Origin of the sequence: Streptomyces sp. NPDC060198, assembly GCF_042728415.1 — a bacterium.
In the GTDB taxonomy this organism is placed as follows: domain Bacteria; phylum Actinomycetota; class Actinomycetes; order Streptomycetales; family Streptomycetaceae; genus Streptomyces.
On record NZ_JBHWZJ010000070.1, the window covers coordinates 1 to 24,845 of the forward strand.

At 71.7% G+C, this 24,845-nt stretch carries 20 protein-coding genes; 16 read left to right on the forward strand and 4 right to left on the reverse strand.

The features are described 5' to 3' along the window. Positions 1 to 4 precede the first annotated feature (4 nt). From ACFWEP_RS12190 to ACFWEP_RS12205, 4 genes are all read right to left on the reverse strand, one after another. Positions 5 to 2,395 carry a DUF3488 and DUF4129 domain-containing transglutaminase family protein gene (locus tag ACFWEP_RS12190; protein ID WP_387369123.1) on the reverse strand — a complete coding sequence of 797 codons (2,391 nt, stop codon included), beginning with the start codon at positions 2,393 to 2,395 and terminating at the stop codon, positions 5 to 7. After that, the gene (locus tag ACFWEP_RS12195) at positions 2,392 to 3,798 is read right to left on the reverse strand and encodes a DUF58 domain-containing protein (RefSeq protein WP_387369125.1); all 1,407 of its coding nucleotides are present in this window, start codon (positions 3,796 to 3,798) and stop codon (positions 2,392 to 2,394) included. The genes ACFWEP_RS12190 and ACFWEP_RS12195 overlap by 4 nt, the downstream gene beginning before the upstream one ends. Next, positions 3,798 to 4,844 carry an AAA family ATPase gene (locus ACFWEP_RS12200; protein ID WP_387369127.1) on the reverse strand — a complete coding sequence of 349 codons (1,047 nt, stop codon included), beginning with the start codon at positions 4,842 to 4,844 and terminating at the stop codon, positions 3,798 to 3,800. The genes ACFWEP_RS12195 and ACFWEP_RS12200 overlap by 1 nt, the downstream gene beginning before the upstream one ends. A gap of 373 nt (positions 4,845 to 5,217) precedes the next feature. Next, positions 5,218 to 5,781, reverse strand: coding sequence for a beta-class carbonic anhydrase (locus tag ACFWEP_RS12205; RefSeq protein WP_387369129.1), 564 nt, complete (start codon positions 5,779 to 5,781; stop codon positions 5,218 to 5,220). 594 nt (positions 5,782 to 6,375) lie between these two features. Between ACFWEP_RS12205 and rsmH the strand changes: the two genes are divergently transcribed. From rsmH to ACFWEP_RS12285, 16 genes are all read left to right on the forward strand, one after another. After that, complete coding sequence (gene rsmH / locus ACFWEP_RS12210) at positions 6,376 to 7,341, forward strand: 16S rRNA (cytosine(1402)-N(4))-methyltransferase RsmH (protein ID WP_387369131.1); 966 nt, start codon at positions 6,376 to 6,378, stop codon at positions 7,339 to 7,341. 55 nt (positions 7,342 to 7,396) lie between these two features. Then, positions 7,397 to 8,068, forward strand: coding sequence for a septum formation initiator (locus ACFWEP_RS12215; protein ID WP_387369133.1), 672 nt, complete (start codon positions 7,397 to 7,399; stop codon positions 8,066 to 8,068). 4 nt (positions 8,069 to 8,072) lie between these two features. Further along, a complete protein-coding gene (locus tag ACFWEP_RS12220) occupies positions 8,073 to 10,052 on the forward strand; it encodes a peptidoglycan D,D-transpeptidase FtsI family protein (protein ID WP_387369135.1) in 1,980 nt (659 codons plus the stop codon). Between the two features lie 144 nt (positions 10,053 to 10,196). Then, the gene (locus ACFWEP_RS12225; RefSeq protein ID WP_387369137.1) at positions 10,197 to 11,936 is read left to right on the forward strand and encodes a UDP-N-acetylmuramoyl-L-alanyl-D-glutamate--2,6-diaminopimelate ligase; all 1,740 of its coding nucleotides are present in this window, start codon (positions 10,197 to 10,199) and stop codon (positions 11,934 to 11,936) included. Positions 11,937 to 11,940: 4 nt separating this feature from the next. Then, positions 11,941 to 13,350 carry a UDP-N-acetylmuramoyl-tripeptide--D-alanyl-D-alanine ligase gene (gene murF, locus ACFWEP_RS12230; RefSeq protein ID WP_387369139.1) on the forward strand — a complete coding sequence of 470 codons (1,410 nt, stop codon included), beginning with the start codon at positions 11,941 to 11,943 and terminating at the stop codon, positions 13,348 to 13,350. Further along, entirely contained in the window at positions 13,347 to 14,417 is a 1,071-nt protein-coding gene (gene mraY, locus ACFWEP_RS12235) for a phospho-N-acetylmuramoyl-pentapeptide-transferase (RefSeq protein WP_328722193.1), read from the forward strand. The genes murF and mraY overlap by 4 nt, the downstream gene beginning before the upstream one ends. Next, positions 14,399 to 15,859 carry a UDP-N-acetylmuramoyl-L-alanine--D-glutamate ligase gene (murD, locus tag ACFWEP_RS12240; protein WP_387369142.1) on the forward strand — a complete coding sequence of 487 codons (1,461 nt, stop codon included), beginning with the start codon at positions 14,399 to 14,401 and terminating at the stop codon, positions 15,857 to 15,859. Before mraY ends, murD begins: the two co-directional genes overlap by 19 nt. Positions 15,860 to 15,981: 122 nt before the next feature. After that, the gene (gene ftsW, locus ACFWEP_RS12245) at positions 15,982 to 17,466 is read left to right on the forward strand and encodes a putative lipid II flippase FtsW (RefSeq protein ID WP_387369144.1); all 1,485 of its coding nucleotides are present in this window, start codon (positions 15,982 to 15,984) and stop codon (positions 17,464 to 17,466) included. Positions 17,467 to 17,472: 6 nt separating this feature from the next. Next, entirely contained in the window at positions 17,473 to 18,567 is a 1,095-nt protein-coding gene (gene murG / locus ACFWEP_RS12250; RefSeq protein WP_328722196.1) for an undecaprenyldiphospho-muramoylpentapeptide beta-N-acetylglucosaminyltransferase, read from the forward strand. A gap of 49 nt (positions 18,568 to 18,616) precedes the next feature. Continuing rightward, positions 18,617 to 19,411, forward strand: a complete 795-nt coding sequence (locus ACFWEP_RS12255; RefSeq protein WP_387369146.1) for a cell division protein FtsQ/DivIB — start codon at positions 18,617 to 18,619, stop codon at positions 19,409 to 19,411. 275 nt (positions 19,412 to 19,686) lie between these two features. Further along, positions 19,687 to 20,898, forward strand: coding sequence for a cell division protein FtsZ (gene ftsZ, locus ACFWEP_RS12260; RefSeq protein ID WP_387369148.1), 1,212 nt, complete (start codon positions 19,687 to 19,689; stop codon positions 20,896 to 20,898). A gap of 14 nt (positions 20,899 to 20,912) precedes the next feature. Next, positions 20,913 to 21,746, forward strand: coding sequence for a peptidoglycan editing factor PgeF (pgeF, locus tag ACFWEP_RS12265; protein ID WP_387369150.1), 834 nt, complete (start codon positions 20,913 to 20,915; stop codon positions 21,744 to 21,746). Continuing rightward, on the forward strand, positions 21,743 to 22,465 hold the full coding sequence (locus ACFWEP_RS12270) for a YggS family pyridoxal phosphate-dependent enzyme (RefSeq protein WP_387369152.1): 723 nt from the start codon (positions 21,743 to 21,745) through the stop codon (positions 22,463 to 22,465). The genes pgeF and ACFWEP_RS12270 overlap by 4 nt, the downstream gene beginning before the upstream one ends. A gap of 126 nt (positions 22,466 to 22,591) precedes the next feature. Further along, complete coding sequence (locus ACFWEP_RS12275) at positions 22,592 to 23,209, forward strand: cell division protein SepF (protein ID WP_328722200.1); 618 nt, start codon at positions 22,592 to 22,594, stop codon at positions 23,207 to 23,209. A 68-nt stretch (positions 23,210 to 23,277) separates the two neighbouring features. Further along, the gene (locus tag ACFWEP_RS12280; protein ID WP_328722201.1) at positions 23,278 to 23,574 is read left to right on the forward strand and encodes a YggT family protein; all 297 of its coding nucleotides are present in this window, start codon (positions 23,278 to 23,280) and stop codon (positions 23,572 to 23,574) included. 49 nt (positions 23,575 to 23,623) lie between these two features. Then, entirely contained in the window at positions 23,624 to 24,775 is a 1,152-nt protein-coding gene (locus ACFWEP_RS12285; protein WP_328722202.1) for a DivIVA domain-containing protein, read from the forward strand. Positions 24,776 to 24,845: the final 70 nt, after the last annotated feature.

Consider the following 24,845-nt stretch of genomic DNA (forward strand, 5'->3'; position numbering starts at 1 on the left):
GGGCTCAGCCCCGGGGCCGGGTCGGGCGGAGGAACCGGCCGGCCGCACCCATCCGCTCCGAGGACCGTTTCGCCAGCGCCGTCCAGTGCTCCGAGACCGCCCACACCACCCGGACGGCCGAGCGGGGAGCGAGCGCGGCACGGAGCCGGGTGAATCGGCTCGCCCGCTCGGCCAGCCCCGCCCCGACGGTCACCGCGTCCTCGGCCGCACGGACCGGCGGCTGCGGACGGGGAGCGTAGAGCGCCTGCTCCACCGCTCCCGCCACCCGGTGCAGCGCCGCCGCCGGCTCACCGTCCAGCTCACCCAGCCGGACGATGCGGTCGGCCGCCCTGCGCGGGGTCAGCGCGTCGTCCGGAACGATGCCGTGGTCCCAGGCCGTGTCCGTGATCTCCCGCCAGACCGCCAGCGTTCTCGCCGCCGCGTCCGAGGGCGTCCGCCCGCCCGACCCGTACAGCCGCCGGGCCCGCAGCCGGGTCCGCCACAGCAGCGGCGACAGCGGGACCAGCACGACCAGCGCGGCGCCGAGCACCACCAGGACCACCGTGCCGAGCGGGAACCCCGGCCCGGCCGTGTCGGCGGCGACCGGTGCGGCCGAGGGCCCGCACGCACCCTCCCGGCGCATCTGCGCCGGGCAGCTCTCCGAGGCGGACGGGGCGGCCGAGGGCTGCGCCGAGGCGGACGCGGTCGGAGCGGCCGAGGTGTCCGCGGCCCCGGTGGGGGCCTCCGGCACCGTGTACGAGGGCACCGTGCCCCGCGTCGGAGTCGGCTCGAAGCGGGTCCATCCCACGCCCTCGAAGTACAGCTCCGGCCACGCGTGGGCGTCCCGCAGCCCCACCGAGACGGACCCGTTCACCTGCGTCGTCCCCGGGGCGAAGCCCACCGCGACCCGGGCGGGGATGCCCAGCGTCCGGGCCATCGCCGCCATCGCGAAGGAGAAGTGCACGCAGAAGCCCCGCCGGTCCTTGAGGAACCGTGCGATCGCCGCGGTTCCGGTGCCCGAACTCACCGTCGTGTCGTAGCTGAACCCGCCGTTCTGCGCGAACCAGTCCTGCAGGGCCACCGCCTGCTCGTAGTGGTTGGCCGAACCCCGGGTGACCTGCGCGGCCGTCTCCGCCACCACGTCCGGGAGGGAGGTCGGCACCTCGGTGTACTCCAGGGTCAGCTCCTTCGGAGGCAGCCCGGCCGCGGCGAGCTGCGCCGCCGTCGGCTCCACCGCCAGACTGCTGACCCGGTACCGCTCCCCGCCCGTCGTCTGCCCGCCGTCGCCGATGAGGGTGCGCCCCTCGGGCTCGTACCGCCACCGGCCGTCGACCCGGACCCTGGTCGCCGGGTACGGCATCGGCAGGTAGTCCTGCTGGTAGTCCTCGGACGCGGTGATCTCCGCGGTCGTCTCCACGGCCACGACGTCCTTCCCGAGGCCCACCGGTTGCGGAAGCCGGTCCGGTACGTCGCTCAGCGCACGCTTCGACGGCAGCCATTCGCTCCCGGTGAACCGGTCGAGGGAGAGAATGCGCAGGTAGGAGCCCTGCTGGGCGCCGTCGGTGGCGCGGTACGTCAGGACCTCCCGGTCCTTCGACTGGTTGAGGTCGTCCTGGAGGGAGACCAGCGGATTCACCGCGGAGATCGTGCCCCCGCCGCCCCGCCCGTTGCCCGCGCCGAGGTCGCCCACCAGACCGCCGCCGAGCGCGGACATCGAGCCCGGTACGAGGAGCGCGACGCCCAGCGCCAGCGCGCCGATCCGGTGCCCGGTCCGTACGGGGCGCTTCACCCGGTTCCCCGGCGTCGGCCCGCCGCGCGCGGGGCCGCCGAAGAGCCTGCCCCACTGGGCGGTACGGTCCCGGCCCTCCGCGAGCAGGAGCAGCAGGTAGCCCGCGGCGGCCAGGAAGAACAGGAGCCTGCTCGCCCCGCCGCCGGAGAGCCCGGCCGCCACCGAGTACAGCGCGAGCAGCGGTAGCCCGGCCGGTGCGGAGGCGCGCAACGTCACCGCCAGCACGTCGACCAGCAGCCCGATCAGGAGGACCCCGCCGACCAGCAGCAGCCGGATGCCGTCCGTCATCGGTGCGGGGATCGCGTACCGTCCGACGTCGTCCGTGCCCGCCGTCAGCAGGTCGCCCAGCCACTGGACGGCCCGCGGTCCGGGCAGCACCCCGAGCAACGCCCGGTCACGGGCGAACGCGACCGTCAGCAGCACCAGGGTGACCAGCGCCTGCACGCCCACGGCCCCCGCGCGCGCCGGCACGAACCGCCGGGCCAGCGCGCCCCCCGCGCTCTGCACCGCGAGCAGCAGCGCGGCCTCGAAGATCCACGTCCAGGGATCGACCAGGGGCAGCAGCGCCCCAGCCGCCAGCAGTGTCGCCACATAGGCGCACAGGGCGAGCCGCACCGGACCGCTCATGACCATCCTCCGGAGAAACCTGTCGCAGCGCCGCCACCGGCGGGCTGGGTGTCACCGGGCTGCCCGGCCTGCTGCCACACCCGGCCGAGATCCGCCCCGGGCGGCACCGGCACCGCGGTCCAGCCCGCCTCACGCAGCAGCCGCAGCCGCTTTGCGAACGGGATCGCGGGCGCCTGCTCGGCGCCCGGCGCCCACTCCTCGCCGTCCAGTACGAACGCGACTGCGGCGCCGCTGCGCCGCCGCATGGCCGCCGCGACCGCCACCTGCTCCTCGTCGAGGTCGCCGAGGAAGGCGAGCAGCAGCCCTTCGCGCCCACCGCGCAGCACGTCGTGCGCGCCAGCCAGGCCACGCGCGTCGGAGTGCTCGACGACCGCGAGGGTGTCCAGCATCAGCCCCGCCGCCTCGGCGGACTCGTGGGTCGAGCCGGAGGAACCGGAGAATCCGTCGGGGCCGCCGTCACCGGGAACGGCCCCGCCCTCGTCGGTCAGCAGCCGTACCGCGAAGCCCCGCTCGACCAGGTGGGCCAGCGTGGAGGCCGCCGCCGACACCGCCCATTCGAACGCGGATTCGGGTCCGGCGCCCCGGAAGGCGGCCCGCCGGGTGTCCAGCAGCACCGAGGCCCGGGCCCGCTGGGGCTGCTCCTCCCGGCGCACCATCAGCTCGCCGTAGCGTGCGGTGGAGCGCCAGTGGACCCGGCGCAGGTCGTCGCCGTGCCGGTAACCGCGCGGCAGCACGTCGTCCTCGCCCGCCTGGGCGAGGGAGCGCTGACGCCCGTCGCCGTACCCGGAGGCCGCCCCGGTCAGCCGCAGAGGCGGCAGCGCCTGGGTACGGGGGATCACCACCAGGGTGTCGTGGGCGCTGAAGGAGCGGGTCAGTTCGCACATCCCGAACGGGTCGGCGAGCCGCAACTGCAACGGCCCCAGCGGATACCGGCCGCGCAGGTCGGAGCGGACCCGGTAGGACACCTCCCGCCGACCGCCGGGCTCCACCCGGTCCAGCACGAAGCGGGGCCGCGGGCCGAGCACGTACGGCACACGGTCCTGCAGCATCAGCAGCCCGGAGGGCAGCCGCGAGGCGTTGTCCACCCGCAGGTGCACCCGCGCCTCCGAGCCTGCGGGCACCCGCGAGGGCGACAGCCGCCGGGTGCCGACCACCCGGTAGCGGGTGCGGTGGAGCGCGGCCGCGCAGACGAGCGGCAGCACGGCGAGCAGTATGCCGACCCGGAGCAGGTCGGCCTGGCCCAGTACGTAGGCGCAGACCGCGGCGGCGATTCCGGCGGCCAGGAAGGAACGGCCCCGGGTGGTCAGCCCGCCCATCGCCGCCCGCAGGGTGCCTCTGCCGCCGTCGGCGGAGTCCCCGGCCACGCCACCACGGGGGCCGGGACCCCGGTGCGCGTCAGCCATCACGGCCGCCGTGCGCCGGGCGCGTACACCGGGCCGCCCTGCGGGTACGGAGGCACCCGCCGGTCGGCGGCCACCGAGACCGGTGAGGTGGGCACGGGCGTGCGCTGCAGGATCTCCTGCACCACCTGCTCCGCCGTGCGGCGGTTCAGCTGTGCCTGCGCGGTGGGCAGCAGGCGGTGGGCCAGCACCGGCACCGCGAGCGCCTGGACGTCGTCGGGCAGCGCGTAGTCCCGGCCCCCGAGGGCCGCCGCCGCCTTCGCCGCGCGCAGCAGGTGCAGGCTGGCCCGGGGGGAGGCGCCGAGGCGCAGGTCGGGGTGGCTGCGGGTGGCCTGGACCAGTTCGACGGTGTACCGGCGCACCGACTCGGCCACGTGCACCGAGCGGACCGCGTCGATCAGCTTCACGATGTCGTGGGCGTGGGCCACCGGCTGGAGGTCGTCCAGCGGCGGGACCCCGCCGTGCACGTCCAGCATCCGCAGCTCGGCCTCCAGGCTGGGATACCCCATGGACACCCGGGCCATGAACCGGTCGCGCTGGGCTTCCGGCAGCGGGTAGGTGCCCTCCATCTCGACCGGGTTCTGGGTCGCGACGACCATGAAGGGGTCGGGCAGCGCGTAGGTCTGCCCGTCGGTCGTGACCTGCCGCTCCTCCATCGATTCCAGGAGCGCGGACTGCGTCTTGGGCGACGCGCGGTTGATCTCGTCGCCGATCACGATCTGGGCGAAGATGGCGCCCGGCTTGAACTCGAAGTCCTTGCGCTGCTGGTCGAAGACGGACACCCCGGTGATGTCCGAGGGCAGCAGGTCGGGGGTGAACTGGATACGGCGCACCGAACAGTCGATGGACCGGGCCAGTGCCTTGGCCAGCATGGTCTTGCCGACCCCGGGCACATCCTCGATCAGCAGGTGACCCTCCGCGAGCAGAACGGTCAGCGCGATCCGTACGACCTCGGGCTTGCCCTCGATCACGCGCTCCACCGACCCGCGTACCCGCTCCGCCGTGGTGGTCAGATCTGTGAGGTTCGCTCGCTCGTCATAGGTGGTCACCCGGTCCTCCTCGGCCCTTCACGCACGGGCCCGCGCCGTCGAACGGCCTGGCCCACCCCGATTGCGGACGCCCCTCCGGAAGCCCCGGAGTGCGTCACCCACCGCATTCTTGTTGCCGTTACCGCTTCGTGTCACTCGCCTACGGACAACCGGGGCCGATATGTCGGGTGTTGTCGATATTCGGATGCCGGTACGAGCCGCGACGGAGGCGGGACCGGGGTGGCCGGCGGCGGTCGGAGGGGACCGGCGAAGAGCTGGTGGGGGAGCGGGCGGCGGCGGAAGGCCCGAGCGGAGGGCGGCCCCGCGGCGGGCCCGCGGTGAGTCCGCGGGCCCGCCGGGACGGACCGGCCCGCGGATCCACCGGAGCGGGAGGTCAGGAGGCCGGGGAGATCTCGCGCAGCAGACCGGTCTTGACGTCGAAGACGAAGCCCCGGACGTCGTCGGTGTGCAGGAGGAACGGCGAGGTACGGACCCGCTGGATCGACTGGCGCACGTCCTGGTCGACGTCGGAGAAGGACTCCACGGCCCACAGCGGCCGCTGGCCGACTTCCAGCTCCAGCTCGTGGCGGAAGTCCTCCGTCAGCGATTCGAGGCCGCAGGTGGTGTGGTGGATCAGGATGATGCTGCGGGTGCCCAGCGCCCGCTGGCTGATGGTGAGCGACCGGATCACGTCGTCGGTGACCACACCGCCCGCGTTGCGGATGGTGTGGCAGTCGCCGAGTTCCAGGCCCAGCGCGGCGTGCAGGTCGAGACGGGCGTCCATGCAGGCGACCACGGCGACCTTCTGGACCGGACGGGCGTCCATGCCCGGGTCGGTGAAGGCACTCGCGTAGTGGCCGTTCGCCTCCACCAGGCGGTCCGTGACGGTGCCGCCCGTACGGGACACGTCCGGGGAGGCGGGGGCGGCGGCGGAAGGGGACTGTGCGGAAGTCGACATGGCTACGACGTTAGCCGTCCCACCTGCTCGGAGCTGCCTGGGGAAAAGGACAAAGAACGTCAACGAGGCTTGTTGTGAGCTAACCCACAGGACTCACCGCGGCTCCCCCGTCCGAGTGAGGAGTGGGGGGCGGCGGAGCGGGGCGACGCGCTGTCCGGTTCGTTGATCCGGAATCGATCGAATGGCAGGGTGGACTAAAGTGACGCGAAGTTACCGACCGGCCGGAAGGCCGGTCGCGTCGAGCGGGCTCCGAGCGTTTCCGTCGCATGTTCCGGTCCTTTCCGCAACCGCGGCGGTTGCCAGTGGCTCTCCACGACGCGTCGCAGTGGTCCCGTAGGCAGTCGCAGTAGTCGTTGTTCCCGTAATCCTCGGCATCCCCGGGTGCCGATCCGCTCTTCTCTGCATTCCTCCGTATTCCTCCGTATTTCTCCGCATTTCCGATGTCCTCGTGATGTGCGGCGAACGTGCGGCCCGGCCCTCTCCCGCTCATGGCCGGCCGGCGCCCCTTCCCCGGCGCCGGCAGGCCTCCCCTTCTGAGCGGGCGGGGACCAGGCCGCACGTGCCGCCTCACGGACCTGAGCCTGAGAGGGCGCATTGAGCCAGACCCGACACGTCCCGGTGATGCTCCAGCGATGCCTGGACCTGTTGGCCCCGGCTCTGCGGCGGGAGGACGGCACCCCACCGGTGGTCGTCGACTGCACCCTCGGACTCGGCGGACACAGCGAGGCCCTGCTCACCACCTTCCCCGAGGTAAGGCTGGTGGCCCTCGACAGGGACAAGGAGGCACTCCGGCTCTCCGGCGAGCGCCTCGCCCCGTACGGCGACCGCGCCACCCTGGTGCACGCGGTCTACGACGAACTGCCCGAGGTGCTGGACCGGCTCGGTATCCCCAAGGTCCAGGGCGTCCTCTTCGACCTCGGCGTCTCCTCCATGCAGCTGGACGAGGCCGACCGGGGATTCGCGTACGCCCAGGACGCGCCGCTCGACATGCGCATGGACCAGACCACCGGGATCGGCGCGGCGGAGGTCCTCAACACCTACCCGCCGGGCGAACTGGTCCGCATCCTGCGCGCGTACGGCGAGGAGAAGCAGGCCAAGCGGATCGTCTCGGCGGTCGTGCGCGAGCGGGAGAAGGAACCGTTCACCAACAGCGCCCGGCTGGTCGAACTGATCCGTGACTCCCTGCCGCAGGCCGCCAAGCGCACCGGCGGCAACCCGGCCAAGCGCACCTTCCAGGCGCTGCGCATCGAGGTGAACGGCGAACTCACGGTCCTGGAGAACGCCGTCCCCGCCGCGGTCTCCTCCCTCGCGGTCGGCGGCCGGATCGCCGTGCTGTCCTACCACTCGCTGGAAGACCGGCTGGTCAAGCAGGTGTTCGCGGCGGGCGCCGCGAACACGGCGCCGCCGGGACTGCCCGTCGTACCCGAGAAGTACCAGCCCCGTCTGAAGCTCCTCACCCGCGGCGCGGAGCTGCCCACCGAGGAGGAGGTCGCCGAGAACCGGCGGGCCGCCCCCGCCCGGCTGCGCGGCGCCGAACGCATCCGCGAGGAGGAGCGGTGACCGCGGGCCCTGGGCACACACCCGCCGACGCCACCGGGGCACTGGAGGCGGCGCGGTGAACGGACCGGCCGCACCGCTGAAGGGACGCGCCGCCAGGCTCGCCCGGCTGATGCCGTCGGCGCCGAGCAACGCGGCCCGTACCCCCTTCATGCTGCTGGTCGTGGTCCTCCTCGGCGGCGGGCTGATCTGCCTCCTGCTGCTGAACTCCGCGCTCAACGAGGGCTCGTTCCGCCTCAGCGAGCTGCGGAAGCAGACGACCGATCTCACCGACGAGGAGCAGGCCCTCCAGCGGGACGTGGACGGTTACTCGCAGCCCGACGCGCTGGAGCGGCGGGCCAGGGAACTGGGCATGGTCCCCGGCGGCAGCCCCGCCTTCCTGAATCCGGACGGCACCGTGCGGGGCGTTCCCGCCGAGGTCACCGCCGATCCGGTACCCACGCCCACCCCGTCCCCGGCGGACACCCCCGCGGCCACCGAAGAGCCCGCGGCCACCGAAGAGCCCCGGGCCACCGACGAACCCGCGGCCACCGGGGAACCCCAGGCCGCCGGAGCCCCCGGAGCCGAGGCGACCGCGAGCCCGTCGGCCGGAGCCTCGCCCCTCTCCACGGCCTCCGCGCTCGCGGACTCCACCTCCGAGGACTCCGCCGCGACGGATGCCGCGGCCGACGACCCGGCCACGACCGAGCGCACCGCGACGACCACGACCCCGACGAGCCCCGGCAGGTGACGCAGTGCCGTCCAAGGAACCGCCGCGCCGCCGTGTGCCCGGCCCCGCACGCCCCCGGGGGGCCGCGGGCGGGACGGGACGCCCCCGGCCCGCCGCCCGCGCCGAGGCACGCCGCCCGCGCCCCTCGTCCGGCCGGCCCGGCCGCCAGGCACCGCGTTCCCTGCGCCTCGGCAACCCGCGCCCCCGGCTGCGCCTGGTCAGCCTCGGACTGACCCTCGTCATGCTGGTGTTCGTGGCGCGGCTTCTCCAGGTCCAGGCCGTCGACGCGCACGCGTACTCGGCCAAGGCCAAGGAGAACCGCTACCTGGAGTACACCGTCGCCGCCGAGCGCGGGGAGATCACCGACCGCAACGGGATCGCGCTGGCCACCAGCGTCGACGCGTACGACATCACCGCCGACCCCAAGATGTTCACCCCGGCCGAGAGCAAGATCTCCGACGCGCCGGAGCAGGCGGCGGCCCTGCTCGCGCCGATCCTCGGCAAGGACGCGGCCACGCTCACCGCACAGCTGTCCAAGTCCGGGAGTCGCTACACCGTGCTCGCCCGGCGGCAGACCCCTCAGGTCTGGAAGCAGATCAAGGACCTGAAGGCGGTCCTCGCGGACAAGGCGGCCGAGAACGGCGGGAAGGGCACCAGCGCGCTGGCGGGCGTCTTCCAGGAGCCGACGACCAAGCGGGTCTATCCGAACGGCGACCTCGCCGCCGGGATACTGGGATTCGTCAACGCCGACGGCAAGGGCGGCGGTGGTCTGGAGTCCCAGCTGAACGAGGAGCTCGCCGGCCAGGACGGGAAGATCCGGTACGCCCAGTCCGGCGGCCGCCGGGTGCCGACCGCCGGCGCCAAGGAGATCCCGGCCGTCGAGGGCACGGACGTCGAGCTGACCATCGACCGGGACATCCAGTGGGCCGCCCAGCGGGCCATCTCCGAGCAGGTCGAGGCGTCCAAGGCGGACGGCGGTTACGTCGTCGTGCAGAACACCAAGACAGGCGAGCTGTTGGCCATGGCCAACGCCCCCGGCTTCGACCCGAACGACCTCTCCACCGTCGGCGCCGGCTCGCTGGGCAACGCGGCACTCCAGGACGTCTACGAGCCCGGCTCCACCGCCAAGGTCATGTCCATGGCCGCCGTGCTGGAGGAGGGCGCCGCCACTCCTCTCACGCATGTCACCGTGCCCAACCGGCTGCACCGCGGGGACCGGCTCTTCAAGGACGACATCGACCACAAGACCTGGGAACTCACCCTCAACGGCGTCCTCGCCAAGTCCAGCAACATCGGCACCATCCTGGCGACCGGTCAGCTCGGCAAGACCCAGCCCGAGGCGAACAAGGTCCTCTACTCCTACCTCCGCAAGTTCGGCATCGGCAGCCCCACCGGCCTCGGTTACCCCGGCGAGTCGGCGGGCATCCTCGCCAAGCCCCAGGACTGGTCGACCTCCCAGCAGTACACGATCCCGTTCGGCCAGGGGCTCTCGCTCAACGCCGTCCAGGCGGCCTCGGTCTACTCGACGATCGCCAACGGCGGAGTACGGATCGCTCCCACGCTCGTACGCGGCACGAAGGGCGCCGACGGCCGTTACACGCAGCCCGCGAAGCCCGAGGAGACCCGGGTGGTCAGCGAGAAGACCGCCAAGGAACTCTCCACCATGCTGGAGTCCGTCGTCGGCGACGAGGAGGGCACGGGCACCAAGGCGCGCATCCCCGGCTACCGGGTGGCGGGCAAGACCGGTACCGCCAACCGGGTGGACCCGGTCAGCGGCGTGTACGACGGTTACACCGCCTCCTTCGCCGGCTTCGCGCCGGCCGACGATCCGCAGATCACCGTCTACTGCGCGATCCAGAACCCCACCAAGGGCAACTACTTCGGCGGCCAGATCTGCGGGCCGATCTACAAGAAGGTCATGGAGTTCGCGCTGAAGACCCTCCAGACCGAGCCGAGCGGCACCAAGTCGCCCGGCCTGCCGGTCTACTTCCAGGCGGGCGGCTGAGCCGAGCAGGCGGTCGCGGGACGACCGAGGCGCGCGCCGGGCGGACGGAGACGTTTCCGGCCGCCGCGCACCGAAGGCGAGCCGCGCCGCGCGCCGGACCCGGCCGGACCCGGTCGTGGCGGTTACGTTCCCAGGGGAGCACCAGTGACAACCATCACCCCCGATCCGGGGAACCGGAACGAGAAGTTCCGAAACCCTGGCCCCTCGCTTCGCGAGAGGCCGGGTCAGCCCGGTACGCTCACCGCCGTGCCCCACGCTGATCAGTACCGAATCACCCAGAAGGACGCGCCCGTGAACTACCCGGGAGCGCCCCGACCGGAACGGCTCCGGCCGACACCCCTCGGCGAGCCGGCGGCCCGCCTGGGCCTCGAACTGCCCACGGAGGTCGAGGTCACCGGCATCACCCACGACTCCCGGGCGGTCCGCCCCGGTGACGTGTACGCGGCTCTGCCGGGTGCCAGGCTGCACGGCGCCGACTTCGCCGCCCAAGCGGCCGGACTGGGCGCCGTCGCGCTCCTCACCGACCCGACGGGCGCCGACCGGGCCGCCGCCACCGGGCTCCCGGTGCTGGTCGCCGAGGACCCGCGCGCCGTCATGGGCCACCTGGCCGCCGAGATCTACGACCGCCCCGGAGCCGGTCTGCTCCAGATCGGCATCACCGGGACCTCCGGCAAGACCACCACCGCGTACCTCGTCGAGGGCGGGCTGCGCGGCGCCGGCCGCTCCACCGGGCTCATCGGCACGGTCGAGACGCGCATCGGCGACGAGCGGATCAAGTCCGAGCGCACCACCCCCGAGGCCACCGACCTGCAGGCCCTCTTCGCGGTCATGCGCGAACGCGGCGTCGACGCGGTCGCCATGGAGGTCTCCAGCCACGCACTGGTGCTGGGCCGGGTCGACGGCTGCGTCTTCGACGTCGCCGTCTTCAACAACCTCAGCCCGGAACACATGGAGTTCCACTCCGGCATGGAGGACTACTTCCAGGCCAAGGCCCAGCTCTTCACCCCGGAGCGCAGCAGGCGAGGGGTCGTCAACTACGACGACGCCTACGGCCGCAGGCTCGTCACCGAGGCAGGCGTCCCGGTCACCACCTTCTCCGCCGAGGGCCACCCCGACGCCGACTGGCGCGCCGAGGACGTCGAAGTGGGCCCGCAGGACAGCACGTTCACCGTCGTCGGCCCCGGGGGCGAGCGCATCACCGCCCGGGCGCCGCTGCCCGGCCCGTTCAACGTGGCCAACAGCCTCGCCGCGATCGTCACGCTGGCCGTCGCCGGGGTCGACCCGCAGACCGCGGCCGACGGCGTCGCGGCCGTACCCGGCGTTCCCGGCCGGCTGGAGCGGGTCGACGCGGGGCAGCCGTACCTCGCCGTCGTCGACTACGCGCACAAGACGGACGCCGTGGAATCGGTGCTCCGCTCACTGCGCAAGGTCACCCAGGGCCGGGTGCACGTCGTGCTCGGCTGCGGCGGCGACCGCGACACCACCAAGCGGGGTCCGATGGGCGCGGCCGCGGCCCGCCTCGCCGACACCGCCGTGCTGACCTCCGACAACCCCCGCTCCGAGGACCCGCTGGGGATTCTCTCCGCGATGCTCGCGGGCGCCGCCGAGGTGCCCGCGCACGAACGCGGTGACGTCCTGGTCGACGCGGACCGCGCCGCGGCCGTCGCGGCGGCCGTCGCCCGCGCGCTGCCCGGCGACACCGTCCTGGTCGCCGGCAAGGGCCACGAGCAGGGCCAGGACGTCCACGGGGTGGTACGCCCCTTCGACGACCGCCAGGTCCTGCGCGCGGCCATCGAACGCTCCCTGGGGCGCTCCGGCGCCGCATCCGGCGCCACCGACTCGCAAGCCCACGAAGCCCACCACGAGAACAACAGTCAGGGATGACCAAGTGATCGCCCTTTCCCTCGCCGAGATCGCCGAAATCGTCGGCGGGCAGCCGCACGACATACCGGACACCTCGGTCGTCGTCGACGGCCCGGTCGTCATCGACTCCCGGAAGGTGGAGCGAGGCAGCCTGTTCGCCGCGTTCGTCGGTGAGCAGGTCGACGGCCACGACTACGCCACCAAAGCCGTGGCGGCCGGAGCCGCCGCGGTGCTGGCCACCCGTCCCGTCGGTGTGCCCGCGATCGTCGTCGCCGACGTCGTGGCCGCGCTCGGCGCCCTCGCCCGCCACGTCGTCGTCGATCGCCTCGGGCTGCCCGTCGTCGCCCTCACCGGCTCGGCGGGCAAGACCTCCACCAAGGACCTCATCGCCCAGCTCATGGAGCGCATGGGGCCGACGATCTACCCGGCGGGCAACCTCAACAACGAGATCGGTCTGCCGGTCACGGCGCTCCGCGCCACCGAGGAGACCCAGCACCTCGTCCTGGAGATGGGCGCCCGCTACATCGGCGACATCCGCTACCTCACCGGGCTCGTCCCGCCCCGGATCGGACTCGTCCTCAACGTCGGTACCGCCCACATCGGCGAGTTCGGCGGCCGGGAACAGATCGCCCAGGCCAAGGGCGAGATGGTCGAGTCGCTCCCCGAGGACGGTGTGGCCGTCCTCAACGCCGACGATCCGCTCGTGCGCGCCATGTCCTCGCGTACGAAAGCACGGGTCCTCCTCTTCGGAGAGGCGCCCGAAGCGGACGTACGGGGAGAGAACGTACGTCTCACAGCGGACGGACACCCCGCATTCAGCCTCCACACACCCACCGGGTGCAGCGAGGTGACCATGCGCCTGTACGGTGAGCACCACGTGTCGAACGCGCTCGCCGCAGCCGCCGTCGCCCATGAGTTGGGCATGCCCGTACACGAGATCGCCGAGGCGCTCTCCGAGGCGGGCACCCTCTCCCGCTGGCGCATGGAGGTCACCGAGCGTCCGGACGGTGTGACGGTCGTCAACGACGCCTACAACGCGAACCCCGAATCCATGAGAGCCGCACTCCGTGCGCTGGCCGCCATGGGCAGGGGCCGGCGGACCTGGGCGGTGCTCGGTCAGATGGCCGAGCTCGGTGACGAGTCGCTCTCCGAGCACGACGCGGTCGGACGGCTTGCCGTCCGGCTCAACGTCAGCAAGCTCGTCGCGGTCGGGGGAAGAGAAGCCTCCTGGCTGCAACTGGGCGCTTACAACGAGGGTTCGTGGGGTGAGGAGTCGGTGCACGTGTCCGACGCACAGGCGGCCGTCGACCTGTTGCGCAGTGAACTGCGCCCGGGAGACGTCGTGCTGGTGAAGGCGTCCCGGTCGGTCGGCCTGGAGATGGTTGCCCAGGCGCTGTTGGAGAACTCGACCGAAGGCGAGGTCACCGGCCGATGAGGCAGATCCTCTTCGCGGGGGCCATAGGGCTCTTCCTGACCCTGGTCGGAACGCCGTTGCTCATCAAACTGCTGGCCCGCAAGGGGTACGGGCAGTTCATCCGGGACGACGGCCCGCGCACGCACGGCAGCAAGAAGGGCACGCCCACCATGGGCGGCATCGCCTTCATCCTGGCGACGATCATCGCGTACGTCCTGGCGAAGGTGATCACCGGCGAGCCCATCCGGTTCTCCGGTGTCCTCGTGCTCTTCCTGATGGCGGGGATGGGGCTCGTCGGCTTCCTGGACGACTACATCAAGATCGTCAAGCAGCGTTCGCTCGGCCTGCGGGCCAAGGCGAAGATGGCCGGCCAGCTGATCGTCGGCATCGCGTTCGCGGTGCTCTCGCTCCAGTTCGCCGACATCCACGGCAACACCCCGGCCTCCACCAGGCTTTCGTTCGTCGAGGACTTCGGCTGGTCGATCGGACCGGTGCTGTTCGTCGTCTGGGCCCTGTTCATGATTCTCGCCATGTCCAACGGCGTGAACCTGACGGACGGTCTGGACGGCCTGGCCACCGGCGCGTCGGTGATGGTCTTCGGCGCGTACACGTTCATCGGCCTCTGGCAGTTCCAGGAGTCGTGCGCCAACGCGATGGAACTCACCAACCCCAGCGCCTGCTTCGAAGTGCGCGACCCGCTCGACCTGGCGGTCGTCGCCTCGGCGCTGATGGGTTCCTGCTTCGGCTTCCTCTGGTGGAACACCTCGCCGGCCAAGATCTTCATGGGTGACACCGGTTCGCTCGCGCTCGGCGGCGCCCTCGCGGGCCTCGCCATCTGCTCGCGCACCGAGTTCCTGATGGCCGTCCTCGGCGGTCTCTTCGTGATGATCACGATGTCCGTCGTCATCCAGGTCGGCTCCTTCAAGATGACCGGCAAGCGGGTCTTCCGGATGGCGCCGCTCCAGCACCACTTCGAACTCAAGGGGTGGTCGGAAGTCCTGGTGGTGGTCCGGTTCTGGATCATCCAGGGCATGTGCGTGATCGTCGGTCTCGGACTCTTCTACGCGGGATGGGCAGCCAAGAAGTGAGCACCACCGACTCGGCGGCCCGGTCCGACTGGCGGGGGAAGCGGGTCACCGTCGCCGGACTCGGGGTCAGCGGGATTCCCGCAGCCCGAGCCCTGCACGGACTCGGGGCACTGGTGACCGTCGTCAACGACGGCGACGACGAGCGCTCCCGCGCCCAGGCGGCCGGTCTGGAGGCGGAAGGGATCACCGTGCGCCTCGGCGACGGCGACACCCTGCCCGAGGCCACCGGACTGATCGTCACCGCCCCGGGCTGGAAGCCCGACAAGCCGCTCTTCCTCGCGGCCGCCGCGGCCGGCGTCCCCGTCTGGGGCGACGTCGAACTCGCCTGGCGGCTGCGGGGGGTCAAGGGCGGCGAGCCCGCCCCCTGGCTCGCGGTCACCGGCACCAACGGCAAGACCACGACCGTACGGATGCTCGCCTCCATCCTGGAGGCCGCCGGGCTGCGCACCGCGGCCGTCGGCAACATCGGGGTCTCCCTGCTGGACGCGGTACTCGGCGAGGAGACGTACGACGTGCTCGCCGTCGAACTCTCCAGCTACCAGCTGCACTGGGCGCCGTCGGTGCGCGCCCATTCCGCGACCGTGCTCAACCTGGCCCCGGACCACCTCGACTGGCACGGCTCCATGGAGGCGTACGCCGCAGACAAGGGCCGGATCTACGAGGGCAACACCGTGGCCTGCGTCTACAACGCGGCCGACCCCGCCACCGAGGAACTGGTGCGCGAGGCCGACGTGGAGGAGGGCTGCCGGGCGATCGGCTTCACCCTCTCCACCCCCGGTCCCTCCCAGCTCGGCGTGGTCGACGGCATCCTGGTGGACCGGGCCTTCGTCACCAACCGGCAGAAGCAGGCCCAGGAGCTCGCCGAGGTCGCCGACGTCGACCCGCCCGCTCCGCACAACATCGCCAACGCCCTCGCCGCCGCCGCGCTGGCCCGCGCCTTCGGCGTGAAGCCCGCCGCCGTCCGCGACGGACTGCGCGCCTTCCGCCCCGACCCGCACCGCATCGAGCACGTCGCCGACGTGGACGGCGTCCGTTACGTGGACGACTCCAAGGCCACCAACACCCACGCCACCGAAGCATCCCTCGCCGCCTACGAGCCGATCGTCTGGATCGCCGGCGGCCTCGCCAAGGGAGCGACCTTCGACGAGCTGGTGAGCGGCGCCGCGAAGCGCCTGCGCGGGGTGGTCCTCATCGGCCGCGACCGGGCTCTCATCCGCGAAGCCCTGACGCGACACGCCCCCGAGGTACCCGTGGTCGACCTGGAGCGGACCGACACTGGGGCCATGTCCGAAGCGGTCGCCGAGGCCGCACGTCTCGCCCACCCGGGCGACACCGTGCTGCTGGCCCCGGCCTGCGCCTCGATGGACATGTTCGCCAACTACAACGAGCGGGGCGAGGCGTTCGCGGACGCGGTCCGCGCACTCGCCGACGACAGCGCCTGACAGGACCGGCCCCCGGGCCGTACCGTCCCCGGAGAGAATGTGCCCGGGGGACGGTACGGTCCGAGCGCCGGGCCGCCGGGCTGTCGCCGCCCCGGGCACGATCAGCGGAGGGGACAGCGACTATGCCGGCCGATGAGGGTCCCGACGCCCCGGGACGGGTCCGAGCCCAGGCACACGCGGCGCGGACCGGCCCCTTCCGTAGCCGTCCGGCTCCCCGGGCCGCCCTGGCGACCCCGTCCGGTTCACCGGACTCCGGGGTGCCGACGCACCCCGGAACCGCCCTGCGGGGAGGGCTCGCGACCGGCTCCGGCCGCCGCCCCCGGCCGCCCCGCCCCGCGGGCCGCTCCGCCCCGGCCCCCCGCGACCCGCGCGGCGGCGGGGTGCGCCGCGCCTACGAGCAGGCACGGCGGGCCTGGGACCGCCCCCTGACCGCGTACTACGTCATCCTCGGCTCCAGCCTGCTGATCATCGTGCTGGGCCTCGTGATGGTCTACAGCGCCTCCATGATCAAGGCGCTGGAACTCGCCAAGCCGAGCACCTATTTCTTCCGCAAGCAGTTCCTGGCCGCCGTCATCGGAGCCGGGCTGATGCTGCTGGCCGCCCGCATGCCGGTCAAACTCCACCGCGCGCTCGCCTACCCGATGCTGCTCGGCACGGTCTTCCTGATGGCGCTGGTACAGGTCCCCGGCATAGGGATGTCGGTCAACGGGAACCAGAACTGGCTCTACATCGGCGGACCGTTCCAGCTCCAGCCCAGCGAGTTCGGCAAGCTGGCCCTCGTGCTCTGGGGCGCCGACCTGCTCGCCCGCAAACAGGACAAGCGGCTGCTCACCCAGTGGAAGCACATGCTGGTGCCGCTGATCCCCGTCGCCTTCATGCTGCTCGGCCTGATCATGCTCGGCGGCGACATGGGCACCGCGATCATCCTCACCGCGATCCTCTTCGGCCTGCTCTGGCTCGCCGGGGCGCCCACCCGGCTCTTCGTCGGCGTGCTCGGCTTCGCCGGGGCCATCGCCGTCCTGCTGATCAAGACCAACCCGAACCGCATGTCCCGGCTCGCCTGCGTGGGGGTCAGCGAACCCGACGCCGCGGGCGGCTGCTGGCAGGCCGCGCACGGAATCTACGCCCTCGCGTCCGGCGGCTGGTTCGGATCGGGACTCGGTGCGAGCGTGGAGAAATGGGGACAACTCCCCGAACCGCACACCGACTTCATCTTCGCCATCACCGGTGAGGAACTGGGGCTGGCGGGCACTCTGTCGGTGCTCGCCCTCTTCGCGGCTCTAGGCTATGCGGGTATCCGCGTGGCCGGACGCACGGAGGACCCCTTCGTGAGGTACGCCGCGGGAGGCGTGACGACGTGGATCACCGCGCAAGCCGTGATCAACATCGGTGCGGTGCTCGGCCTGCTGCCGATCGCCGGAGTCCCGCTCCCGCTGTTCTCCTACGGAGGGTCGGCCCTGCTGCCGACCATGTTCGCGGTCGGGTTGATGATCGCCTTTGCGCGGGACGAGACCGGCGCGAGAGCGGCCCTGGCCATGCGGAGGCCCGGGGTGAGATGGAAGACGATGAGACGGCGCGTCAAGAAGCGTCCGTCCGGAGAGCGGTGAATTTCGGTGCATGTCGTACTCGCCGGCGGGGGGACCGCCGGCCACATCGAGCCCGCGCTTGCCCTCGCAGACGCCCTGCGGAGGCAGGACCCGACCGTGGGCATCACCGCCCTCGGTACGGAGCGCGGCCTGGAGACCAGGCTCGTACCCGAGCGGGGGTACGACCTGGCGCTCATCCCGGCCGTACCGCTGCCCCGTAAGCCCACACCGGAACTGATCACCGTCCCGGGCCGGCTGCGCGGCACCATCAAGGCCGCCGAGCAGATCCTGGAACGCACCAAGGCCGACTGCGTGGTCGGCTTCGGCGGTTACGTCGCGCTGCCCGGCTACCTCGCCGCCAAGCGCGCCGGAGTGCCCATCGTCGTCCACGAGGCCAACGCGCGTCCCGGCCTGGCCAACAAGATCGGCTCCCGGTACGCCCACGGCGTCGCCGTCTCCACCCCGGACAGCAAGCTGCGCGGCGCCCGCTACATCGGCATCCCGCTGCGCCGCACCATCGCCACCCTGGACCGGGCCCGGGTGCGCCCGGAGGCGCGGGCCGCCTTCAGGCTCGACCCCAACCTGCCCACTCTGCTGGTCTCCGGCGGTTCGCAGGGCGCCCGCCACCTCAACGAGGTGGTCCAGCGGGTCGCGCCGCTGCTCCAGCGTTCGGGCATCCAGATCCTGCACGTGGTCGGCCCGAAGAACGAATTGCCGCGTATCGACAACATGCCCGGTATGCCGCCCTACATCCCGGTACCGTACGTGGACCGGATGGACCTCGCGTACGCGGCGGCCGACATGATGCTCTGCCGCGCGGGCGCGATGACCGTGGCCGAACTCTCCGCCGTCGGGCTGCCCGCCGCGTACGTCCCGCTGCCGATCGGCAACGGCGAGCAGCGGCTCAACGCCCAGCCGGTGGTCAACGCCGGCGGCGGCCTGCTGGTCGACGACGCGGCCCTCACCCCCGAGTGGGTGCAGGCCAACGTCCTTCCGGTGCTGTCCGATCCGCACCGATTGTATGAAATGTCGCGTGCTGCCGCGGAGTTCGGCCGGCGTGACGCCGACGACCTGCTCGTCGGCATGGTGTACGAGGCGATTGCCGCACGCCGCCAGGCGTGAGGCGGGGCGGGCCCGGGGCGTGCTCCCCGGGCCCGGCGAAGGAGCGAGCGTGGCCGGACCGACGACCGCCCAGCGCGGTTCAGGGCAGCAGGCGGACACCCCGGCGCGTGCGCCGCACGCAGGCCCCGGAAGGGGCGGGTTCGCCCGCCGCAGGACGCTGGTCCTCGGCGCGGCCGGGGCCGCCGTGCTCGCGGGGGGTGTGGCCTGGGCGCTGTGGGGGTCCTCCTGGCTCCGGCTGGAGCAGGTCGGCGTGAGCGGGACCGGTGTCCTCTCCCCGGTCGAGGTGGAAGCGGCAGCGTCGGCTCCGGTCGGCTCGCCGCTGATCGCCGTGGACACCGATTCCCTGGAGCAGCGGCTGCGGCGGAAACTCCCGCGAATCGACACCGTGGACGTCACCCGTTCCTGGCCGCACGGAATCGACATCGAGGTGACCGAGCGAAAGCCGGTCCTTCTGCTGAAAAAGGGCGCAAAGTTCACCGAAGTGGACGCCGGGGGTGTGCGGTTCGCGACCGTGGACAAAGCGCCCGAAAGGGTTCCACTGCTGGAATTGTCGCCCGATCGTTCCGCGAGTCTGCGCCGTTTCGGCGGTGACCGTCTGTTGCGGGAAGCGGTCTCGGTCGCCGGCGACCTTCCCGCCGCCGTCGCCCGGGACACCGAGGTGGTGCGGGTGACCTCGTACGATTCGATCTCGCTGAAGCTGACGGGTGGACGGGAAGTGATCTGGGGCAGTGGTGAACAGGGCGCGGTGAAGGCGAAAGTGCTCACCGCCCTGATGAAAGCGGCACCCAAAGCGGGACACTTCGACGTCAGTGCGCCCACCGCTCCTGCTTCTTCGGAGAGTTGACGGGCATTTGGGCTGACCAGCACCCTGGTTGGTCATCGCTACGGGTGATCACATAGGGTGAAAAGAAAAACGGGAGGTTCGGCGTGTTCGTTGAACGTGCGCCACTTGTCGACTTAGTGTCCTGTTCGGAAGAGTCCAAGAAGCAGACACACTGGTAACCCTAAACTTCAGCGTTAGGGTTTGGGTCGGCGTTCGGACCGTCCCCATCGACATCCGTCGTCGCGGCGGGCCACCGCAGAGCGACGACACGTAAATCGAGGCGAGAGGCCTTCGACGTGGCAGCACCGCAGAACTACCTCGCAGTCATCAAGGTCATCGGTGTCGGCGGCGGTGGTGTCAATGCCATCAACCGAATGATCGAGGTCGGTCTCAAGGGCGTCGAGTTCATCGCGATCAACACGGACGCGCAAGCCCTGTTGATGAGCGACGCCGACGTCAAGCTCGACGTCGGCCGTGAACTCACGCGGGGACTCGGCGCCGGGGCCAACCCGGCAGTCGGTCGTAAGGCGGCAGAGGACCACCGTGAAGAGATCGAGGAGGTCCTCAAGGGGGCCGACATGGTCTTCGTCACCGCAGGAGAGGGCGGCGGCACCGGCACCGGCGGCGCACCCGTCGTCGCCAACATCGCGCGCTCGCTGGGTGCCCTGACGATCGGTGTGGTCACCCGCCCGTTCACCTTCGAGGGCCGTCGGCGCGCGAACCAGGCGGAGGACGGCATCGCCGAGCTCCGCGAAGAGGTCGACACCCTCATCGTCATCCCCAACGACCGGCTGCTGTCCATCTCGGACCGCCAGGTGAGCGTGCTCGACGCGTTCAAGTCGGCCGACCAGGTGCTGCTCTCGGGTGTCCAGGGCATCACCGACCTCATCACCACCCCCGGCCTCATCAACCTCGACTTCGCCGACGTCAAGTCGGTCATGTCCGAGGCGGGTTCGGCGCTCATGGGCATCGGTTCGGCCCGCGGCGACGACCGCGCGGTGGCGGCGGCCGAGATGGCGATCTCCTCGCCCCTCCTGGAGGCGTCCATCGACGGCGCCCGCGGCGTGCTGCTCTCCATCTCCGGCGGCAGCGACCTCGGTCTCTTCGAGATCAACGAGGCCGCCCAGCTGGTGAGCGAGGCGGCACACCCGGAGGCGAACATCATCTTCGGCGCCGTCATCGACGACGCGCTCGGCGACGAGGTGCGGGTCACCGTGATCGCCGCGGGCTTCGACGGCGGCCAGCCGCCGGCCCGTCGCGAGAACGTGATCGGCGCCGGTGCCGCCAAGCGTGAGGAGCCCGCCCCGCCGGCCCGGCCCGAGCCGGTCCGCCACTCGGCCGGACTCGGCTCCGTGCCGATCCGCGAGGAAGCCCCGGCCCCGGTCGAGGCCGTGCCGGTCGCGAACGACGGCTCACTGCCGCCGGTCTCTCCGCCGCACGTCCCGACGGCCCGTCCGTACCAGGACACCCAGGCCGAAGAGCTGGACGTACCGGACTTCCTGAAGTGATAGACCGGCACCACGTGGGACCCGCGACCACCGCGGGTCCCACGGTCACAGCGGTATCCACGGCGGACCCGTCCGGCGGCGCCGGTGCTCACTTCGCCTTCACCGACCGGTGGGGCGGGGTGAGCACCGGCCCGTACGGGTCGCTGAACCTCGGCGGCGCGGTCGGAGACGACCCCGCCGCCGTGGTCGCGAACAGGGCACGTGCGGCCGGCGCCCTCGGGCTCGACCCGGAACGGGTCGTCTGGATGAACCAGGTGCACGGCCGTGAGGTCGCCGTGGTCGACGGGCCCTGGGGCCCGGGCCGTGAGATCCCGGCGGTGGACGCGCTGGTGACCCGCCGTCGCGCGTTGCCGCTCGCCGTGCTCACCGCGGACTGCGTACCGGTCCTGCTGGCCGACCCCTTCGCCGGGGTCGTCGCGGCGGCGCACGCGGGTCGCCCCGGTCTCGTCGCCGGAGTCGTTCCCGCGGCCGTGGAGGCGATGCTCGCCCTCGGAGCGGACGCCTCCCGGATCGTCGCCCGCACCGGACCGGCGGTCTGCGGCGGTTGCTACGAGGTCCCGGCCGCGATGCGGGACGAGGTCGCCGAGACCGTCCCCGCCGCCCGGGCGGAAACCCGGTGGGGCACTCCGGCGGTGGACGTCGTCGCCGGGGTCCACTCCCAGCTCGACGCTCTCGGCGTGCGTGACGTGCGGCGTTCGCCGTTCTGCACGCGGGAGTCGGACGACCACTTCTCGTACCGGCGCGAGGGCACCACCGGACGACTCGCCGGATACGTGTGGCTGGACGGGCCACTCGACGGGGGCGACCGGGACGGCGAGGACCACCAGGACGACGAGGGCATGGCATGACGGACCGCAGCAAGCAACTCGCCGACAACCTGGCGCGGGTGGAGGAACGTATCGCCTCCGCCTGTTCCGCGGCCGGCAGGTCGCGGGACGAGGTCACCCTCATCGTGGTCACCAAGACCTATCCGGCGAGCGACGTGCGGATCCTGCACGGACTCGGTGTGCGTCAGGTGGCCGAGAACCGGGATCAGGACGCCGCGCCGAAGGCCGCGGACTGTTCGGATCTGTCGCTCACTTGGCATTTTGTCGGTCAGCTGCAGACCAACAAGGTTCGTTCGGTGACGCGTTATGCCGATGTGGTGCAGTCGATCGACCGGGTCAAGCTTGTTTCCGCGCTCTCCACGGCTGTGGCCGGTGAGCGGGAGAGCGAACTCGGCTGTCTGGTCCAGGTCGCCCTCGACGCCGGGAACGGTGAGCGCGGCGAGCGGGGCGGAGTGGCTCCCGAGGACGTGGAGGCGCTGGCCGCCGCGGTGGCGGCGGCACCCGGACTCCGGCTCGACGGCCTGATGACGGTCGCGCCGCTCGCAGGTCCGTACGCGGGACGGCAACGGGCCGCCTTCGAGCGGCTGATGGAAATCTCATCCCGGCTGCGCAGGGACCATCCGGCTGCGAACATGGTCTCCGCGGGGATGAGTTCGGACCTTGAGGACGCCGTTGCGGCCGGAGCGACACATGTACGCGTCGGTACTGCGGTACTCGGAGTCCGACCCCGGCTCGGGTAACGTCGCGAAGCAGGTCGGACCACAGCAGAAAATATGGTCATTCCCGCTCAATACGGGGCAGACCACAGTGGATCGCTGGCACTTGGCGACGATTGCCGATCCACCACAGAGCGGAGGACTCGGAGCATGGCCGGCGCGATGCGCAAGATGGCGGTCTACCTCGGCCTCGTGGAGGACGATGGGTACGACGGTCCGGGGTTCGACCCCGACGATGAATTCGAACCCGAGCCGGAGCCCGAGCGGGACCGGCGCAGGCATCAGCCCGCGCATCAGGTGGAGCGGGAGCGCGAAAGGGACGAACCGGTACGAGTGGTGCAACCCCCCGCACCGCGCGAGCCAGTTCAGCTCCCCGTCGACAGTGTGCGACCCGCCCGGATCGCACCCGTGGCATCCATCACACCTGAACGCCCCAACCTGGAGAAGAACGCGCCCGTGATCATGCCCAAGGTCGTCTCCGAGCGGGAGCCGTACCGCATCACCACGTTGCACCCCCGGACCTACAACGAGGCCCGTACCATCGGGGAACACTTCCGTGAGGGCACCCCGGTGATCATGAATCTCACGGAGATGGACGACACGGATGCAAAGCGACTTGTCGACTTTGCCGCGGGACTCGTCTTCGGACTTCATGGCAGCATTGAGCGCGTGACGCAGAAGGTGTTCCTGTTGTCGCCTGCTAACGTCGATGTCACGGCGGAGGACAAGGCCCGTATTGCGGAGGGCGGGTTCTTCAACCAGAGCTGAGAACGCGACACGGGAACGACCCGGCCGAGAGGCCGGAGCTACGAGAGTCAGGGGAGGGGAGCGCGGTCATGGGCGTCGCACTCGATGTGGTCAGCGTCGCGCTGATGTGTTTCCTCATCGTGCTGATCTTCCGGCTGGTCATGGACTACGTCTTCCAGTTCGCGCGCTCATGGGAGCCGGGCAAGCCGATGGTGGTGGTTCTCGAGGCCACTTACACGGTCACCGATCCACCACTCAAGCTCCTGCGGCGGTTGATTCCGCCGCTGCGTCTCGGGGGCGTGGCACTCGACCTGTCCTTCTTCGTTCTGATGATCATCGTCTACATCCTGATCGAGCTGTTCAAGTGGCTTGCGAGCAGCGTGTGAACGATACGGTCTTGCCGACTGCCGACGACTACGTAGAGGTGAAGAAGAGATGCCGCTGACCCCCGAGGACGTGCGGAACAAGCAGTTCACGACCGTCCGCCTCCGAGAAGGCTATGACGAGGACGAGGTCGATGCCTTCCTCGACGAGGTCGAGTCCGAGCTGACGCGACTGCTGCGCGAGAACGAGGATCTGCGCGCCAAGCTGGCCGCCGCGACGCGTGCCGCCGCGCAGAACCAGCAGCAGCAGGCCATGCGCAAGCCCCCGGAGCAGCAGCAGGAGAGGCCCGGGGCTCCCGTGCCCGCCGCCATATCGGGTCCGCCGGTCCAGCAGCAGCCCCCGCAGATGGGTCCGCCGCAGCTGCCCGCCGGTCCCAGTGGCCACGGCCCCCAGCAGGGTCAGCACGGCCCCGGTCCGCAGGGCCAGCACGGTCCCGGCCCGATGCAGGGCGGCCCCATGGGCGGCGGGATGGGTGGCCCCATGGGCGGACCCATGGGTCATGCCCCGCAGCAGATGCAGCAGCAGATGCAGCCCATGCAGCAGATGCAGCAGCCCATGCAGCAGATGCAGCAGCCCGGTCAGGGACCCGGTGGCGACAGTGCCGCCCGTGTCCTCTCGCTGGCGCAGCAGACCGCCGACCAGGCGATCGCGGAGGCCCGTTCCGAGGCCAACAAGATCGTCGGCGAGGCGCGCAGCCGCGCCGAGGGGCTGGAGCGCGACGCGCGGGCGAAGGCCGACGCGCTGGAGCGGGACGCGCAGGAGAAGCACCGCGTGGCGATGGGCTCGCTGGAGTCCGCCCGCGCGACGCTCGAGCGCAAGGTCGAGGACCTGCGCGGCTTCGAGCGCGAGTACCGCACCCGCCTGAAGTCGTACCTGGAGAGCCAGCTGCGTCAGCTGGAGACCCAGGCCGACGACTCGCTGGCTCCGCCGCGGAGCCCCGCGGCCGCGTCGCTGCCGCCGTCGCCCTCCCTGGCTCCGGCCGGTGCCGGTGCGATGGGCCACGGCATGGGCGCCGGCAACCACGGCGGCCCGTCGATGGGTGGCAACCCGTCCATGGGTCCCGGCCCGTCGTTCGGTGGGCAGCAGCAGATGTCGCCCGCGATGACGCAGCCGATGGCACCGGTGCGGCCGCAGGCGCCGCAGCCGATGCAGCAGGCTCCGTCGCCGATGCGCGGGTTCCTCATCGACGAGGACGACAACTGACCGGCTCGCGCTCGCTGAGCGCGTAGCCGTCGGCAGGCTGAGGGCCGGGCCCCGGGGATCTCCCCGGGGC